Raw genomic sequence first — 16,960 nt, 5'->3', positions numbered from 1 at the left:
AATCAATCATAGGTAAATGTTTATTTACTTGCCTGAGACAAAACCGTTCCCAACTTTTCACGTCCCAAGATATCGCTCACTTTACCCTGATCAACAACTCTCACTCCATTAATATAAACTGCTTCTACAATCTCATCTGAACCCCGCTTCACCATTCGCGGTTCACCATCCAACACGGGATCTGATATTTCTACTTGCGGGCTGATGGGCTGATTTAAACCATTGGGATTGAGCAAAACGATATCTGCTTTCGCGCCAACTTTCAGCACTCCGGTATCTAGCCGAAACCATTGGGCTGGTTCACCCGTAACGCGAGAAATTGCGGCTTCCGGTGACAAGAACTTCGTTTGCACTGCTTGTTTGAGCAAAGACAATGCCCCATCATAGTAGCCCAGATTACGCACATGAGCGCCAGCATCAGTAAAACCTGGGAAAATATAGGGGTGCTGCATCATTGCCAAACGCGGTTTTAAGCGATCATTTGCGCCTGTGGCTACCCAACGCAAATCTGTATCATAAGTCTGCAATGCTTGAATAAAAAAATCCACTGGTTCTTGTTGCTGTTGGCGGGCAATTTCCGCAAAGTTTAACCCTTGCCAACTAATTTCAGGACATTCTACAACTTCCATCAAATCTAGTCGCCGATGGAACGATTTACGCCGCTTATTCAGCCATTCTTGGCGAAACTGGCGGCGAAAACTTGCTGATTCCCAAAGTTGCTGGCGTTCTTGGCGTGATTTGTGACCATTAAGTTGTGCGCCTGTGGAAAATTCTTCAAATAAAGGTGTAACAGGGCCATCTGAATAAATTGTGAAGGGTTCCGTTAAAGTTTGAAAGCGCACATTACCATTTAATATCCGATTCCAGATGAATAAAATTGGGGAAAATATCCGCCAGAGTTGGCGATTGTGTACAGCATCTAAAGCTGAGAGAACAGTTAGCCGCAGTGGTTTGCCAATCCCTGAACCCATCCGCAGAATATCTATAAAGGAAGTCAACTTGTGTAAATTAGGAGTGACTTGAAAAACGCGATCGCACTTTCTACACAACTGTGCCAACATCGCATATTCTTTAAACTTAGCGTGTTGCGAGGGAATTGTATAACCTTGCCATTCGCCACTCATCCGATGCCAAGGAAACATATCAATAGAAACGCCAATAAATCCTGCGTCTAAAGCATCCGCAGTAATTCGCTGCATAAGTTTTAACTCAAATTTGCTGGGCTGAACTTTTAAACTACGTTCCAACCCCATCACATAAGCGCGTAAGGCACTATGTCCAAACATAGGCGCAACATTCGGCCCCAGGGGTAACTGTTGCAAATGTTGTAAATACTCTGCTGGTGTCTGCCAAGACAACGACTTTTTCAGCCATTTGGCAATCAAGCGGTGAGAAAGTGTCTCGACTCTTTGAAAAATATCTGCCAGCACTTGGGGTTCGGCGATCGCAATTGATAAACTACAGTTACCAATCACAACGCTAGTCACGCCATGACGCACCGACTCACTTAGTCCTGGTGCGATTTCCAACTCTAAATCGTAGTGAGTGTGAATATCAATAAATCCAGGCGTAACCCACAATCTTGAAGCATCAACCACTTCGTTAGCTGCTAAAGTCAACGATGGCGCAATTGCCACAATCTGCCCATCTTGAATCCCAATATCCCCCCGAATAGGTGCAGATCCCAAACCATCGAAAATTAACCCATTTTGAATCAGCAAATCTAGCATGATTCTTGATTACCCCTCGGTTGTGATTGGATCTGAATTTAGGGACATTATAGGCAATTTATTCACTGCGATCGCTCTACTAACTAAGTCGGTACAATTAACCCAAACCAGCATCAAACTCTTGCTTCCCCTGTCCCTTATCTTCTTTACTGCTGCCTATTTCCTACCTTGATCAATAGCAGTAATAATTTTTATCAAGAACAAAATACTCCTACGGCTTGATATTTTTCAGAATTTAGTGCCAATTAATTAACTTTTGTATAGCTGCCCAAGTCATTCAAATTTAAGCAAAATTAATCATTAAATAATAGATATAAGCACCTACTCAACAGAGTTAGACTGACCATTGATAGTAACTAAAAAATTATTTCGATTTTTAGCGGTTTGTTAACAGCGATCGCAATGTTTTATTTAGTAAATTTACTGTCAATTCCTTAGCATATTGTACCAGTGATATCACACATAAATATACGAAAGTTTACATATTGTCTGTAATACTTTTTCAGGAAAAAATAGACCAGATTTGAAGATAAACGTGTGATTACTGAGTTATTCATTATATATTCATTAACCCTTTATAATTACTTAAACAGTTAATCAGTAAATTAGTGTGATTATTTACTTATTAGCTTTGGAGTATTCTCTGATGACATTAGCTAAAAACTTAGGTTTTGCGGCTGGTATCGTTGCTGCTATTTCGATGGCTACTCTTAGTGTTAAACCAGCACAAGCAGCCATACTTACATATAAATTCACTGCCAATGCTTTATCAGGTGACAATCCTGGTCAATATTTTGGTTCCTTTACCTTCGATAATTCGAGCTTAACTAATGTAGGGCTAGAAGATATCGGAGTTGAAAATGGATTAAAAGTCGCATTTAACTACTTAGGTAATAACTATACAGAAGTAGATGATGATGATTACGACACCTTTCCTGTACTCAGCTTTAATAATGGCAACCTTTTAGGACTAAGCTATTTAGTCCAAGACAAGTTTTTTATTGGGGGTGATATTGATAATCCCGGCCTAGGGGGAAATAAATTTTATACTTTTGAATTAGTTGATGGGGCATCCTCAGTCTTAGAGGTAGGTACAGTTAGTTATACCAAAGTACCTGAACCATTAAGCCTTGGTGGTACAGCAATCGCTGGGACGCTAGGTTTATGGCTGCAACGGAAGAAAAAACTATCAAAACTAGCAAGTTAAAAACATTTTTTACATAATTTATTTCAGGCAGGTAATTGTACCTGTCTTTTTTATTATTAAAAAATGTAGAGACGTTGCAATGCAACGTCTCTCTAGATTATCTCTATACCCTGTAACCCATAATCTGTAACCTGCTAAGTAGTCAGACAGAATAATTACACAAAGTCATTGCGAATGGAGCGAAGCGGAATGAAGCAATCGCAAGGGCTGGGATTGCTTCGCTTCGCTCGCAATGACTGTAAATATTTTTGTCCAAGTACTTATAAATTACAGTCCACCAATCACACCACCATCATCGCGTGTAATCACCACTGTTGAAGAACGTGGCCGACCAGACGGGCCATAACCTTGACTATAGGGCCAATTGCTAAATTGCGTGGGATTTGTCGCTGGTGCATCTTCTCCTGGGTGTTGGATGTTGATAAACATTGTTTTGCCATCAGGAGTGAAAGTTATACCAGTCACCTCGCAGTTTGTCGGACTCGTTAAAAAGCGGCGAATTTGTCTAGTATTGGGGTCAGCACACATCATCGTATTACCCCCGATATTTTTCCAATCACCCAGACCATCACCCGCTTGGTCAGTTTGTATCCAAAGGCGACCGAAGTCATCAAACTGTAAGCCATCTGGCGCACCAAAATCATCGCCGTTGATATTTCCTACATGATTTGGATCTGGGTCAAGTTTGTCACCACATTCAACAAAAATATCCCAAGTGAATTTGGTCGCTGTAACAGTCCGACCAACTTCGCGCCAACGAATGATGTGACCGTAGCGGTTATCAGGACGAGGGTTAGCAGCATCCACAGGCGGACGCGCGCTACCTGCACCTGTTGTACCATCTAGGCTGTTAGAAGATGCTGGGGTTGTGCCACGACGATTATTGTTCGTCAACGTACAGTAGACTTCAATCTCTTTAAAGCCTCCGATGCGAGGACGCACAGCCGTCCATTCTGGCCTATCCATCATAGTTGCACCAACTCGATCTGCGGCTTGTCGTGTATTCACAAGCACCTCAGCTTGGCTTTTAAAACCGGTTTCTGGTGTCAGACTGTGTTGACCATAAATTAAAGGAATCCACTCACCTGTGCCGTCATCCTTGAATTTGGCGACGTATAGAACCCCATTATCAAGTAAATCACGATTAGCATCACGATATTTGGGGTTGAAAGGTTGGGCGCAAACGAACTTATATATATACTCGTTGCGTTCATCATCACCCATATAGAAAGCAACTCGGTTATTATCATCAACAACATACTGCGCGCTTTCATGTTTGAAGCGACCTAGAGCGGTACGCTTGACTGGTTTGCTCTGAGGATTGTAAGGATCAATTTCAACTACCCAGCCAAACAAATGAGGTTCCAAGGGATTTGTGCCAGCATCAAAGCGCGGATCGACCTCCGTCCAGCGATAGCTAGACCCTGATGTTGGGATTCCGTAACGTTTCTGTCCGTTGAGAACATCAGACTTATCGATACTAGGAATTGAAACTACATCCCCCGTCGAATTATTAAAATAACCGTTCCAGTTTTCTTCACAGGTTAAATAAGTACCCCAAGGGGTGTAACCATTAGCACAGTTATTGAGTGTACCGTATGCAGTGTAGCCGTCATTCACATTTCCGGTATCAATTGAAGCTTTCGGTGTAATTGAGAACTTCTTGGATTTTAAAAGTGGACTGCCAGCCGCAGGCCCCGAAACCCGAACTTCAGTATTGGCGGTAATGCGACGACCGTAACGCGAATTGTGATTCACACGCCATTTATTACCAGTTTTGAATATCTCTACAACCGATACACCATGAGCCGCTTGAGACTTCCGTACCTTCTCGATAGTGACTAAGCTGATTAAACCATCAGGATGAAGGATTTCTTCTTGAGTATATTCGTGGTTAACGCAAAGTAAGCCGCGATTTACAGGCAGACCTAAAATATTTCTCAACGACCTGGCTAATGAACTGACTGACCGACCAATTACACGTTCTGGTGGTAGGGAGAAGTAATGCATCCCATCGTTATGCATCCCGTACTGCTTTTCCTGTGCTGCAGCATCTTGCGAAGCATCTACTAGCCAGTCTGGTGCGCCAGGCATAATGGGGTCGCCCCAAGCAACTAAAACTTCGGCTTTGTAACCTTTAGGAACACTGACAAGATCCTTTTCCAAGAGTCCGGTAACTGGGTTATTAAGATTGGGGGGAATACTCTTGAAGCCAATGCCACCGAAGCCAGGTTTAACAGGAATTGGTGCTGCCTCGACACTGCGAAGAAATCCCCCAATAGAAACCTCGCCTACCACAGTAAGAGCCGATGCACTCGCAGCAGTTACAATAAACCGCCGACGGCTCATGCTGACGCGGTTAATTACGTCACGAATTGACTCGTTGCCGGATGGGTTAAGTGTGACATTATTCTTGGGGTGAAGAGAACCTTTCATCCTATTTACTCCATTGAAATTGTATAAGTTGCTTGGCTATTCATTTGTTAATGACAGGAGCAATTTAGTAAATAAAAGCTCTACAGATTCACGTAATTTTGTTTAGATGTTCTGAATTGATTGTCATTTTCAACCACCAGTAACCCACGGCAAACTACAAGCCAATTTGGCTTGCACTACTTTTACTCATATAGATTGCTTAGTGCGTAATAAATCTAAAAAAGAATAATTAATAAAAGGTTATGTAATGATTAAATATAATTTATTAATACAAGAAACCTATTTGATTTTTAAATGTTTTGTAGGAGCAGGGAGTAAGAAATACCATTTTTTCCCAAATCAAATATGGGAATCCGGTTTGATTATTGAAATTATCTGCATAGCTTGGGAGTGGGCAGTATGAAAGAGTGATTTTGGGGGTACGGATTTTGTTCAAAAATCAAATATGATTCCTATATGTATCCCATGTTATTCATGTGGTTTCATCCCTATGAAGTACATTCTTCTAGCATCAGTTCCCTATATACTTATTCAGTAAGGAACAGTCTTCAGTACAGCACTGTCCTATGCTGGAGATGGGTAATACTGTTGTGGGTGAGACTGTGTTTTTCAGCGTTGTTATACCAACTTATAATCGTCTGCCAATTTTACAAAAGTGCCTGCAAGCCTTGGAACAGCAGGAATTGAATGCATTAAGTACAGTAAGTGGTTATGAGATTGTCTTAGTAGATGATGGTTCGACTGACGGTACATTAGATTGGCTCTTGGCAAATCAAAGAGAATTTCCTCATGTGCGCTGGTTTCAGCAAGACCATGCAGGCCCGGCGGCGGCGCGGAATTTAGGCGTGGAAAAGGCACTGGGAGAGACAATTATTTTTATCGATAGCGATTTGGTGGTACTGAAAAACTTTTTGCAAGCTCATGCTGATGCTTTAGTGCAAGGTAAAGAAACTTTAGGGAGCGATCGCTTTTTTACCTACGGTGCAGTAATTAATACTTGTAACTTCAATAATCCCACTGAGGAACCTTATAAAATTACAGATTTCTCTGCTGCGTTTTTTGCCACAGGTAACGTAGCTATACCTAAACATTGGTTAGAAAAAGCTGGATTATTTGATACAGGCTTTCAACTCTACGGTTGGGAAGACTTAGAATTAGGAGTCAGGCTGAAAAATCTAGGCTTAAAACTAATTAAATGTCCCGCAGCAGTAGGCTATCATTGGCATCCCCCATTTAACCTAGAGCAAATTCCTAACTTAATAGATAAAGAAATTCAACGTGGTCGAATGGGGGTTTTGTTTTATCAAAAGCATCCCACTTGGGAAGTGCGGATGATGATTCAAATGACATGGCTACATCGTTTACTGTGGGGCATTCTTTCGTTGAATGGGTTACTCAATGAACGCACAATGGCTCCCTTTTTACATTGGTTAATTAAATTAGGCAAACCCCAATTAGCTTTAGAAGTAGCAAGGATTTTTCTTAATTGGTACAACGTCAAAGGTGTTTACGAAGCTTATGCTCAAATGCGTAAGACTGCATAAGATTAATTCACATCTTGCACCTAGCCCCAGCGAATGGAATTCGCACGCCAGATGCTTCAAGTCGGGCATTGCCCGCCCAACGCACTGGCTCGGCTATACAAACGCGCGTCCGCCTATCGCGCTTGCGCTGCGCTTGGCGCACCACGCGGACTAACTCAATATCAAGGGTTTGGAACCCGCGCAGGCGGGTTTTGTCTGTGTAGCCGTGACTTCAGTCGCCCTCGTGCTGTTTCATAAATCAATTCGGGTTCCTATAGAGAATTGGCATGAATAGGATTTAGCATAGTACAAGCGCACTATAAGGTATGGAATGTCTGAGTTAATTCTGTTTTGGCATCGCCGTGATTTACGTATTTCTGACAACACCGGGTTAGCGGCGGCAAGAAGGCAAAGTCCGAAAGTGGTGGGTGTATTTTGCCTCGATCGCAATCTTCTCGAACGTGATGATGTGGCTCCCGTAAGAGTAACATATATGATTGGCTGTTTACAGGCATTGCAAGAGCGATATGCCCAAGTCGGCAGTCAACTATTAATTCTGCATGGCGATCCCAAACAAGCAATTCCACAGTTAGCAGCAGCTTTAAATGCTAAAGCCGTGTTTTGGAATTGGGATGTAGAACCCTATTCTCAAAGCCGCGATCGCACTATAATAGATGCCCTGAAAGAAAAAGGTATTGAATTTCTCAGCGAAAATTGGGATCAAATTCTGCATTCACCTACGGAAATTCGCACAGGTAACAATTCGCCTTACACCGTTTACACTCCCTTTTGGAAAAATTGGAGTAGCAAACCCAAAGCCAAACCAGTTGAAAACTTGGCAGCAGCAGAAGGTTTAACACCAACAGAACAAGAAATTGCCAACAACATAGGTGCAATTACCTTACCCAGTGCTAAAGATTTAGGCTTTATTTGGGATGGTGGCTTAGTAATTCAACCAGGAGAAACCCCTGCCCAAGAAAAATTAGCAGAATTTACTGATAAAGCCATCACTGAATATCAACAACAGCGCAACTTCCCCGCCACTGATGGCACATCACAATTAAGTGCAGCTTTAAAATTTGGCACAATAGGCATTCGCACCGTCTGGCAAGCCACAGTTGAGGCACAAGAAAATAGCCGCAGTGAAGAAGCTACAACTAGTATCCGCACTTGGCAACAAGAACTAGCATGGCGAGAATTTTATCAACACGCTATGTATAACTTTCCCAAGTTAGCTGAGGGTGCTTATCGTCAAGTCTTCAAAAACTTTCCTTGGGAAACGAACGACGAACATTTTCAAGCATGGTGCGAAGGCAGAACAGGCTACCCCATTGTAGATGCAGCCATGCGCCAATTAAATGAAAGCGGCTGGATGCACAACCGTTGTCGGATGATTGTTGCCAGTTTCCTAACTAAAGACTTGCTCATCAGTCCGCAGTTGGGCGAAAAATACTTTATGCAAAAACTCATCGACGGAGATTTATCGGCAAATAATGGCGGTTGGCAATGGAGTGCTTCGAGTGGGATGGATCCCAAACCTGTGCGAATTTTTAACCCAGCCAGCCAAGCCCAAAAATTCGATCCTGATGGTGAATACATCCGCCAATGGTTGCCAGAATTACGCTCTATGGATACTGAATATTTAGTAACTGGTAAAATCACACCTTTAGAACGTCGTGCTGTCGGCTATCCTGAACCTATTGTGGATCATAAAAAACAGCAACAACAGTTTAAACAGCGTTATCAAGAGCAAAAAAATATCACCCTAGAAACACCTTAATTCACATCTTGCACCTAGCCCCAGCGAATAGAATTCGCGGCTATACAAACGAAGTCCGCCTATCGCGCTTGCGCTGCGCTTGGCGCACCACGCGGACTAACGCAATATCAAGGGTTTGGAACCCGCGCAGGTGGTCACTGAGCTTGTCGAAGTGCGGGTTTTGTCTGTGTAGCCGCGACTTCAGTCGCTTGGTGCAAGATATGTGTTAAGACATTGTAGCGATCGCTCGCGGAACTGGCATAACCTGAGCCAAAATATACGTTACTCAAAGCAAGACTTTGAGTATATACTTACACAGTTGCGGCTTATGTCATCATCCCCGGAGCGCCCGTTAAAAATTCAACTGACGCTGCCATCATCCCATCCTCAATTATTAGAAGGATTAGATTTATGGCTGCGCTTAGGTTTAATATCTGATGTCCAAGTCAGGCATCTGTGTCAAGAATTTTTAACTTGTACAGTTGTGGTGCAACCGCAAACTCAGCCAGAACCAGAGATAGCGGTTGCAACTACAAAACAGGCAACAAAGTCTCCAATTATCACACCAAAACCACAAAAAGTTGCTCAACCTAACTTTGTAACCAAAATGTTGCAATCTTTAGGCGAAGAACTCAGCGTTCGCTGGCTACTTTTTTTGGGTGTGTTTTTAGTAGTACTGTCTTCTGGGGTGTTAGCAGCTTCTCAGTGGGAAAGATTTCCCGCCGCCGGACAGTATGGGGTGTTATTTGCTTATACCTTAACGTTTTGGGGCTTCAGTTTTTGGACTGGTAAGCAAAATAACCTGCAATTAACAACTCAGACATTGCTAATTGTCACGCTGTTTTTGATACCAGTAAATTTTTGGGCAATGGATAGCTTCGGGCTGTGGCAAAATCCGTTGAATTTGTTGACAGTGGCGATCGCTGCCCCTATCCTCACAATCATTACACTTTTACTCTGCAACAATCGCACAGTTCTGTCCCACACCCGCAACCGCAGATTAGCACTCATCAATTTATTGGCTTTAAGTTATCTGCATTGGGGTTGGAAATTAGCAAATTTACCGTTAATTGCTGTGTATGCAGCGATGATTGGCACAACTATCATTACCATCACTGATTATCGTCAGCAGCTACCAGCAATTCTCAATAATCGAACCGAACAACCTCGCCATCTCAGTCAAAGTTTATTTACGACTGCCATTGTTTATTCACTCATATTGTTACTATCACGGGCGATTTTTGTCGCTGGGGTTGATGTCACTCAGTTAGGGTTAGCAATTGGTATTTGTGGTTGGTTGATTACTTGGTTGGTACAGCAGGTAAAAAGTGATAATTCTGAATCTGTAAAATCTCCCTATCCTTCCTTGCCTTGGGAAATTGTGGGTAGTATTTTACTCTTTTTAGGATGGAATGTATCAGTAATAAATTATCCGGGACAAGCCTTAGCTGTAAGTGGTTTGGCTTTGTGGTATGTAGTTCAGCGATTGCAAAGATATAGTCTCAAATTTGACTTAGCAGCAATTTTTGTTATAGGTGTACAGTCAATTTGGCTGGCTTGGCGATTAGTACCTACAGGAATGCAACAATGGACAATCGCCACTGCTACCTATCTCACCAAAGCTCAAAATGAACCTTGGGCATTGCTGAGTGTGGCTTTATTTCCCTATTTGATATTAATGCTAGTGGTGGGCGATCGCTTGCGTCGTGCAGAAAAAAGAGAGTTAGCCAACTTTGGCGAGGCACTAGCCTTAATATTTGGGGCTTTTTTAACGACAATCGCCACAATTAATCCTATATTGCGATCGCTCAATTTAGTTCTTTCGACAATCACGTTGGCAGTTGTTACTAAACGCCGTTCCCCATCTGTCAAATCTCTGGTATACCTAACCCACTCAATTGGAGTACTGGCACTGTTTTCGGTAGTTGATTGGCTATTGCCGAATTTACCCGATTATCTCTGGGCAAGTATTGTGTTAGTGGTGATGGTTGTGGAATTGTTATTTAGTCTGGGCAATGGTATATGGCAACAAAGTGCCTGGCACATTGGCTTAGGACTATCTGTTGTGAGTTTTATTCTCTTTTTTGTCAATCTTGACTTGTCTTGGTATGCGAGAACTTCTCAGCCAGAACATTGGGGAGTGATTTGGTTGATTACACCTATAACTTTGACAGTTTTAGCTAGTCGCACCACCGCACAGCGTCGCACCACAAGAAGTTTCTTGAGTCTGTTGGCTGTCGCAATGGCGCAATTTCTCACTCTCCCCCTACCTGGAATTAGATTAATTGGTTTGGCTGTGGGTGCAGGGGTAATGTATGCCAACACCCGCTATTTAAGAAATCAACCAACAGCCGGATTCACCATCGGTTTGGGGCTGAGTTTGCTGGCGGCTTTGCTGTGGGAAGGTATACCAGGATTACCCCACCTATCTATTGCTGGGTGGTTTGTAGTAGGTGCGATCGCTACTTTTAGTTTATGGTTAGCACGGACAATCTTACAGCGACGTGACAACGATTTAGCCTTTATCTATGCCGATGCTAGCGATAAATGGGCGATCGCATTATCTAGTGTGGAGTTATTACTGCTGACGCTGCACTCGATGTTAGTTTATCAAGCCGCCGTCGCACCAGGATTGTGGTATTTACTTGCCATAGCTGTTACCTTGGCTGCAATTGTTTATCGCACTTGGCGCGAACCGACAAACTCGGCATTTTATGGCATCGCTTGGTGTGTAGAACTATTAATTGCCGAGGTGCTAGGCTTTGGTGAACGTTCCTTGATCACAGTTGCGATCGCAAATATCGCTTTAGGTTTATTCACCCAAATTTTAGGTGAATGGTGGCAACGAAGATATCACCCACAGAGGCTTCCTAGCAGTTTGCACATTTTACCCTTACTTTATGGTGCGTTTAGTGTTTTACTGCGTTGGCAAACTTTTACCGAGTGGACAGGGTTATTTACCTTGGGTGTAGCCTTAATCTTTATTGGTGTAGGCAGAAGACAAACCGATTTTAAACCCCTGCTTTACTTAGGAATCATCGGTGTATCAATTTCCGCCTATGAATTATTGTTCTATCAAATGTCCCAAGCTAAAGGCGGCGCATTCGGCGATGGCTTGATTGCGATGTCCACCTTGGGTGCTAGTATCATGTTAGTTTATAGCAGGTTAGCTCCTTGGTTGAGCCTATACTTACGCCTTTCCCGCTCCGAAATTACAGGTATCGCTCATCTGCACTGGGCTTGGAGTAGTTTATTATTATTTGCGGCGATAGCCTTGCCAATTCACAACAACCGCTTAGTGGGATTAGGTACAGGTGGATTATTGATTCTCTATGCTATCTTCCAAGGACGACGTACTGCTGATTCTGAATTTACCGAGTCGCCACGAGTATTTGGCAGAATCACTATAGATGAAATGTGGGTTTATCTCGGTTTATTAGAATTTGTGGGGATGAGAGTTTACTGGCGAGAAACCGCAGTCGGACAGTTGATAGCAGGGCCTTTAGTACCGTGGAATGGTGCGATCGCTTGTTTAATTGCCTACTTTTTATATAGTTTACCTTGGGAAAATTGGGGTTGGTCGAAAAAACCTTGGCAACTGGCCGCATACATTTGGCCCCTAGTAATTTTGTGGGAAACGAGACTCTACGTTTACTCCATTACCTTACTACTTGCGGCAGGATTTTATCTCATCCTCGCCAAAGTTAGTGATAATATTCGCGTTAGTTATATTAGCGTTGTCTTAGTTGATTGGGCATTATTTAAATGGTTTTATGACTTACGCCTGATAGATGGTTTGTGGTACGTTGGTGCGATCGCTTTATCCATACTATATATTGCCCAAGTCGATACTCAATTAAAATTGCCTGAATCTAAAACAGCCCGACATATATTAAGGGTTGTAGGCAGTAGTTTAATTTGTGGCTGGGCCATCTTATTCGACCAACATATACCTTTTATCCCGGCAATTATCAGCCTCATCACTATTTTTGCCGGATTAGCTTTCAGAATTCGCGCCTTCCTTTATGTTGGTACAACTACCTTTTTAATTACTAGCGTTTATCAATTAGTAATTTTCAGCCTCCGTTATTCATTCTTAAAATGGATTATTGGCTTATTAGTTGGTATCGCCCTCATTTACATCGCCGCTAACTTTGAAACTCGCCGCACACAACTCAATAATTTATTGCGTAACACCAGCAATGAATTTCAAGAATGGGAGTAATTATTAATTGCAACAACTCTAATTTTTTTGCTTTAGCAATGCTAAATATGAAAAAAAATTTGACCACACTAACCTTCGCGGAAGAATAGTGTGGTCTTTGTCTTTTAATTTTAGAGCGTCTGATATCATGTCCGGCTAATCAGTGGTAATTCGACAAATTTGTGGAGAAACGACAAAACCCTCTCCCCTGCCCCCTTGCACCCCTGCTCCCCCTGCGGCCTTAATGATAAGTCTTTAACAGAACATGATATGACAAGTGCTTTTGGCCTGAGCAGTCTTGAGTATGGTCTTGCCGTTTTCACCTAAGTTATGACATACTCGAAATCATAAATACGGTAACTCTATCGATTTAGTAGAGTTTTGATAAACTTAAAAATCTGGCGGGTAGACCAGCGTTTGACCCCCACTGCTCATAATTAAGCCAGGAATAACAAACAATGTTGAAAGACGCGCAAGGACTTGAAGTTACAACAGACTCACCAGAAGCGATAGCCGCCATCAACCAGTTTATGGATCAGTCCTTGAGTTATGGCAAAGATATAGAAGCTGTAATTCTTCAAGGTGTGAAGGCAGATCCAGGTTGTGCGTTAGTTTATGCCTATGCAGCTGCCTATTACTTGACACAAGAAAATTCTCAGGCGTGGAAACAAGTGAAACCCTTGCTGCAAGCGGCTCAATGTCATTTAGTCGGGATTACAAAACGAGAAAGATTGTATATTCAGGCGATCGCAGCTTGGGCAGTAGGAGCTATCGATCAAGCGATAGCATTACACGAAGAAATCGCTCGTCAATATCCACAAGACTTAATTTCTGTGCAGCAAGGACAATATCACTACTTTTATTTAGGCGATCAAGAAAGATTGCTCAGAATTGCCCAGCAGGTGCTTCCATTCAACCAAGAAAATCATTATCTCTACGGTATGGTGGCGTTTGGCTTAGAACAATGCCATCAACTAGAAAAAGCCGAAGCAATGGGTCGAAAAGCCACACAAATGAATCGCCAAGATCCTTGGGCGCATCATGCAGTTGCTCATGTGATGGAAACCCAAAAAAGAGTAGAAGAGGGCATCGTTTGGATGGAAAGCCTTGCTGATACCTGGGAAAACTGCAACTCAATGCTTTATACACACAATTGGTGGCATATAGCTCTGTACTATCTAGAGCAAGGAAACACAAAAAAAGTATTGAGCCTATACGATAAACATGTTTGGGGTAAAGCCAGAAAAGAGTCTCCAAAAGACCAAGTAGGCGCAATTTCATTGCTGTTGAGGTTAGAGTTGCTGGGTATTGATGTTGGTAATCGTTGGCAAGATTTAAGTAACTATTTGTTTGCTCGGATTGACGAACACGCTTTGCCTTTTCAAGATTTGCACTATATTTATGCCTTAGCTAAAGCTAGAAAATTGGACTGGGTAAAACAAATGCAAATCAGTATGCAAAATCATGCGCTGAGTGTGAATCCTTACTTGCGTCAGAATTGGTTAGAAATTGCGATTCCGGCTGCTCAGGGTATGGTTGCTCATGCTCAAGGAGACTATTTAACAGCTAAATCCGAATTAAAAAATGTTGTACCCCTACTGCATAGAATCGGTGGTAGCCATGCTCAAAGAGTATTATTTGAGCAAGTTTATCGAGACGCTATGTGGCAAAGTGAAAAGTCCAATCAGACTTATGCTGTTTTTGTCTGAAAAACCATACATCTAGTTTCTACAAAATATATTTGTGCATAAGTCCTAGAGTTGAACTCCCTGAAAATTCCTGTCAAGGACTCTCTTCAGATTAGAGCTTTGTGTTTTGCACACATCACAACTGTGCTAACCCTAATCCGGCTGAAGTAGGCACTTATAATCAAAATCCTGAAGTAACTAACGCTCAACCGCAATATTAATACCCTGTCGCCCCATTTGGCTCAAAATTAAACTGAAACGACATAACCTATCTATCCTAACTGAGGGTAGATAGGTTTACTGTTATTCTGGCAAAAAATCAACTTAAAGGTGCTAATATGCTCCTGAATACTTATTATCCAAGTTAAATTAAAACTCCGTTTTACATAGCATAAAAATGAGCGAAAACTGCTGTTTGCTGAAAAATACTTGCCAATGGAGACGCACAAGGAAAGTATTTGTACAGAGGCGGAAGTTTGACCGCCTTATGCAATTAGAGCGGTAGGTCTTAATAATAAGTCTTTCACAGGACACGATATAACCTGTTATTTGTTTCCTACTATCACTTATGCAAATAGAACATCAAAATCAGTCTGTCACTGTGGTGATTTCACAAATTGTCAAACGTGGATATGAAGCTGATTATGAGGCCTGGTTAAAAAAAATTACCAGTGTTGCCAGGACATATCTTGGTCATTTAGGCACTAATGTGATCAGACCACAATCAGGTATGCCTTCTGAATATGTAATTATTTTTAGGTTTGACAGCTATGAAAATTTAAAGGTATGGATGACATCACGCGAGCGCGAAGTTTTAATTAGCCAAGCTCAAAATTTAGTTCAATCAGAGCCAAAAGTTCAAGAACTATGCGGATTAGAAGCTTGGTTTTCTCTGCCTGGTAAACCATTAAAGACTCCACCACGTTATAAAACAGCATTAATAACCTGGGTAGTTGTCTACATATTAAGTAACGTATTGAATATTTTTCTCGCCCCTTTTCTGAAAAATCTACCTCCTTTAATCATCTCTTTGGTGATTTCTGTGGTGATGGTGCTGTTGTTGACTTATGTTGTTATGCCAAGGGTGACTCGTTTATTTAGTTTTTGGCTATATGGAAAATCGTAAGCAGGGGAAATTTAGTTAGTAACTGTAGACATATCCAGCCTGACTCGCACTCTTGTAGATAGTTGCGATCGCCTCATAATCTGATAAATTAACAGTAGCAAAACGTTTCACACCAACTTTTTTCATGGCGGTTTTTAATTCTCTATCTGGTTGTATTAAAGCCGCTTGCATATGCTGAATCAAAGACTTATCTAGATGTTGAGCAGCTACTAAAGGCGGTATGGGACATGGCCCGATAACTTCCACTACACGTAGATGTTGAGATAAGTCGGGAAAGTTTTGTAGTTCTTGTGCCAAGACTACACTATCAATACCTGCACAATCAGCAACTCCATCAACTACCCAACGAATTGAACGCTGGTGAAAGCCTGATTGTATTGTCTGTGCAAAAAAGTTTTTTGGGTGTCCACCTTCTAATAATCGATGCTGGATGAGATTGTAGCCACTGTTAGAGCCAGGATCGTTATAACAAAAGGTTGTATTAGCCAAGTCTGCAAAACTGAAAAGCTGACTCTTAGCATTAACAATTACATCCGTAAAGTAAATCGGACGGTTTTGATAACGTGGTGCTTCCATGACAGGAGCAACTAGAGGTTGTAATGGATTTACAACCACTTGAGCATATCGCACCAGAGGTAATCCACAAATAAAGGCTAGGTCTAGTTGGTCTGTTAATAATACTGGGTCTTCTAGCGGGTCAGATTTACTTTGATGAAATTGAGTTTGGACATCTAACACGCGACTTAAATAAGCCAAAATTGCTTCGTAAAACCAAAACCAATTAGGAGCCAAGTAAGAAACGACTCGTAGCTTGATTGGTTTACTCACTTGCTACTCTCCAAATCTAATTCTTCTGACTGTGTTGGAACCATAGCCAACTTGCGAGAAGACCAATGAAGACTCACAAAGATTAAACTCATCAAGGTCAAAAACATAATGCTGAAAATAATTCCATAGCCTTTTGTGTGCCACCATAACCGCTGAAGCAATTGCACAGGTAGCCAAAGAACTTGATTAATATGAAGAGAATTGTCTGTGTCGATAGTTAAAGATGCGGTGTTTTGTTGTGCAACGGTCATTTTTACTGCCTCTTGAATGTGTAACTAGCTAAATACGGTAATTCGATAGGTTTAGTAGTGTATATTCAATATGGCATAGCTTGATGCAACAGGCAATCCCTAGTGATTTACCAACCAATTTTGCGGTGTAGGTCGAGCAGGGGGAGAGAGGACTATTTGACTAGCCCCTGGGCGGTAGGGTGTGGGTATGGGGAAAGCCCCTAAGTTT

The 16,960-nt window shown here is 42.0% G+C and carries 11 protein-coding genes; 7 read left to right on the top strand and 4 right to left on the bottom strand.

Going from position 1 to position 16,960, the window contains the following annotated elements; genetic code table 11:
* Positions 1-20: 20 nt before the first annotated feature.
* Complete coding sequence (locus H6G69_RS15115; protein WP_190688322.1) at positions 21-1,730, bottom strand: amidohydrolase family protein; 1,710 nt, start codon at positions 1,728-1,730, stop codon at positions 21-23.
* A 646-nt stretch (positions 1,731-2,376) separates the two neighbouring features.
* Here H6G69_RS15115 and H6G69_RS15110 point away from each other — a divergent pair.
* A complete protein-coding gene (locus H6G69_RS15110; RefSeq protein ID WP_190688319.1) occupies positions 2,377-2,937 on the top strand; it encodes a PEP-CTERM sorting domain-containing protein in 561 nt (186 codons plus the stop codon).
* Positions 2,938-3,204: 267 nt separating this feature from the next.
* Here the strand turns inward: H6G69_RS15110 and H6G69_RS15105 are convergent, their stop codons facing one another.
* Positions 3,205-5,373: a PhoX family phosphatase gene (locus H6G69_RS15105; RefSeq protein ID WP_190688317.1), complete on the bottom strand. Its 2,169-nt coding sequence runs from the start codon at positions 5,371-5,373 to the stop codon at positions 3,205-3,207.
* Positions 5,374-5,948: 575 nt separating this feature from the next.
* Here H6G69_RS15105 and H6G69_RS15100 point away from each other — a divergent pair.
* The 6 genes from H6G69_RS15100 (at position 5,949) to H6G69_RS15075 (ending at position 15,673) form a co-directional block, all read left to right on the top strand.
* Positions 5,949-6,917 (top strand): glycosyltransferase family 2 protein, encoded by a 969-nt coding sequence (locus tag H6G69_RS15100; RefSeq protein ID WP_190688616.1) that lies wholly within the window; start codon positions 5,949-5,951, stop codon positions 6,915-6,917.
* 33 nt (positions 6,918-6,950) lie between these two features.
* Positions 6,951-7,154, top strand: a complete 204-nt coding sequence (locus H6G69_RS15095) for a hypothetical protein (RefSeq protein WP_190688314.1) — start codon at positions 6,951-6,953, stop codon at positions 7,152-7,154.
* Positions 7,155-7,227: 73 nt separating this feature from the next.
* Positions 7,228-8,676 (top strand): deoxyribodipyrimidine photo-lyase, 8-HDF type, encoded by a 1,449-nt coding sequence (locus H6G69_RS15090; protein ID WP_190688311.1) that lies wholly within the window; start codon positions 7,228-7,230, stop codon positions 8,674-8,676.
* A gap of 307 nt (positions 8,677-8,983) precedes the next feature.
* Positions 8,984-12,880 carry a DUF2157 domain-containing protein gene (locus H6G69_RS15085; RefSeq protein WP_190688308.1) on the top strand — a complete coding sequence of 1,299 codons (3,897 nt, stop codon included), beginning with the start codon at positions 8,984-8,986 and terminating at the stop codon, positions 12,878-12,880.
* 437 nt (positions 12,881-13,317) lie between these two features.
* Positions 13,318-14,568, top strand: coding sequence for a tetratricopeptide repeat protein (locus H6G69_RS15080; RefSeq protein WP_190688305.1), 1,251 nt, complete (start codon positions 13,318-13,320; stop codon positions 14,566-14,568).
* A 547-nt stretch (positions 14,569-15,115) separates the two neighbouring features.
* Positions 15,116-15,673, top strand: coding sequence for an antibiotic biosynthesis monooxygenase (locus H6G69_RS15075; protein WP_190688302.1), 558 nt, complete (start codon positions 15,116-15,118; stop codon positions 15,671-15,673).
* 15 nt (positions 15,674-15,688) lie between these two features.
* On the opposite strand, the gene H6G69_RS15070 is transcribed toward H6G69_RS15075, so the two are convergent.
* Together H6G69_RS15070 and H6G69_RS15065 are read right to left on the bottom strand one after the other, a co-directional pair.
* Positions 15,689-16,501 carry a PhnD/SsuA/transferrin family substrate-binding protein gene (locus H6G69_RS15070; RefSeq protein WP_190688300.1) on the bottom strand — a complete coding sequence of 271 codons (813 nt, stop codon included), beginning with the start codon at positions 16,499-16,501 and terminating at the stop codon, positions 15,689-15,691.
* Complete coding sequence (locus H6G69_RS15065) at positions 16,498-16,752, bottom strand: hypothetical protein (RefSeq protein ID WP_199336012.1); 255 nt, start codon at positions 16,750-16,752, stop codon at positions 16,498-16,500. Before H6G69_RS15065 ends, H6G69_RS15070 begins: the two co-directional genes overlap by 4 nt.
* Between the last annotated feature and the right edge of the window lie 208 nt (positions 16,753-16,960).

It is taken from the genome of Nostoc sp. FACHB-110, from assembly GCF_014697425.1.
In the GTDB taxonomy this organism is placed as follows: domain Bacteria; phylum Cyanobacteriota; class Cyanobacteriia; order Cyanobacteriales; family Nostocaceae; genus Nostoc_B.
The sequence above is the reverse complement of the archived record's forward strand: the minus strand, read 5'-3'. Positions and strand labels throughout refer to the sequence as shown.

Excerpts from the sequence above, each read along its gene's own strand:
- H6G69_RS15115 (WP_190688322.1), bottom strand. The coding sequence starts at position 1,730 with ATGCTAGATTTGCTGATTCAAAATGGGTTAATTTTCGATGGTTTGGGA.
- H6G69_RS15110 (WP_190688319.1), top strand. The coding sequence starts at position 2,377 with ATGACATTAGCTAAAAACTTAGGTTTTGCGGCTGGTATCGTTGCTGCT.
- H6G69_RS15105 (WP_190688317.1), bottom strand. The coding sequence starts at position 5,373 with ATGAAAGGTTCTCTTCACCCCAAGAATAATGTCACACTTAACCCATCC.
- H6G69_RS15100 (WP_190688616.1), top strand. The coding sequence starts at position 5,949 with ATGGGTAATACTGTTGTGGGTGAGACTGTGTTTTTCAGCGTTGTTATA.
- H6G69_RS15095 (WP_190688314.1), top strand. The coding sequence starts at position 6,951 with ATGGAATTCGCACGCCAGATGCTTCAAGTCGGGCATTGCCCGCCCAAC.
- H6G69_RS15090 (WP_190688311.1), top strand. The coding sequence starts at position 7,228 with ATGTCTGAGTTAATTCTGTTTTGGCATCGCCGTGATTTACGTATTTCT.
- H6G69_RS15085 (WP_190688308.1), top strand. The coding sequence starts at position 8,984 with ATGTCATCATCCCCGGAGCGCCCGTTAAAAATTCAACTGACGCTGCCA.
- H6G69_RS15080 (WP_190688305.1), top strand. The coding sequence starts at position 13,318 with ATGTTGAAAGACGCGCAAGGACTTGAAGTTACAACAGACTCACCAGAA.
- H6G69_RS15075 (WP_190688302.1), top strand. The coding sequence starts at position 15,116 with ATGCAAATAGAACATCAAAATCAGTCTGTCACTGTGGTGATTTCACAA.
- H6G69_RS15065 (WP_199336012.1), bottom strand. The coding sequence starts at position 16,752 with ATGACCGTTGCACAACAAAACACCGCATCTTTAACTATCGACACAGAC.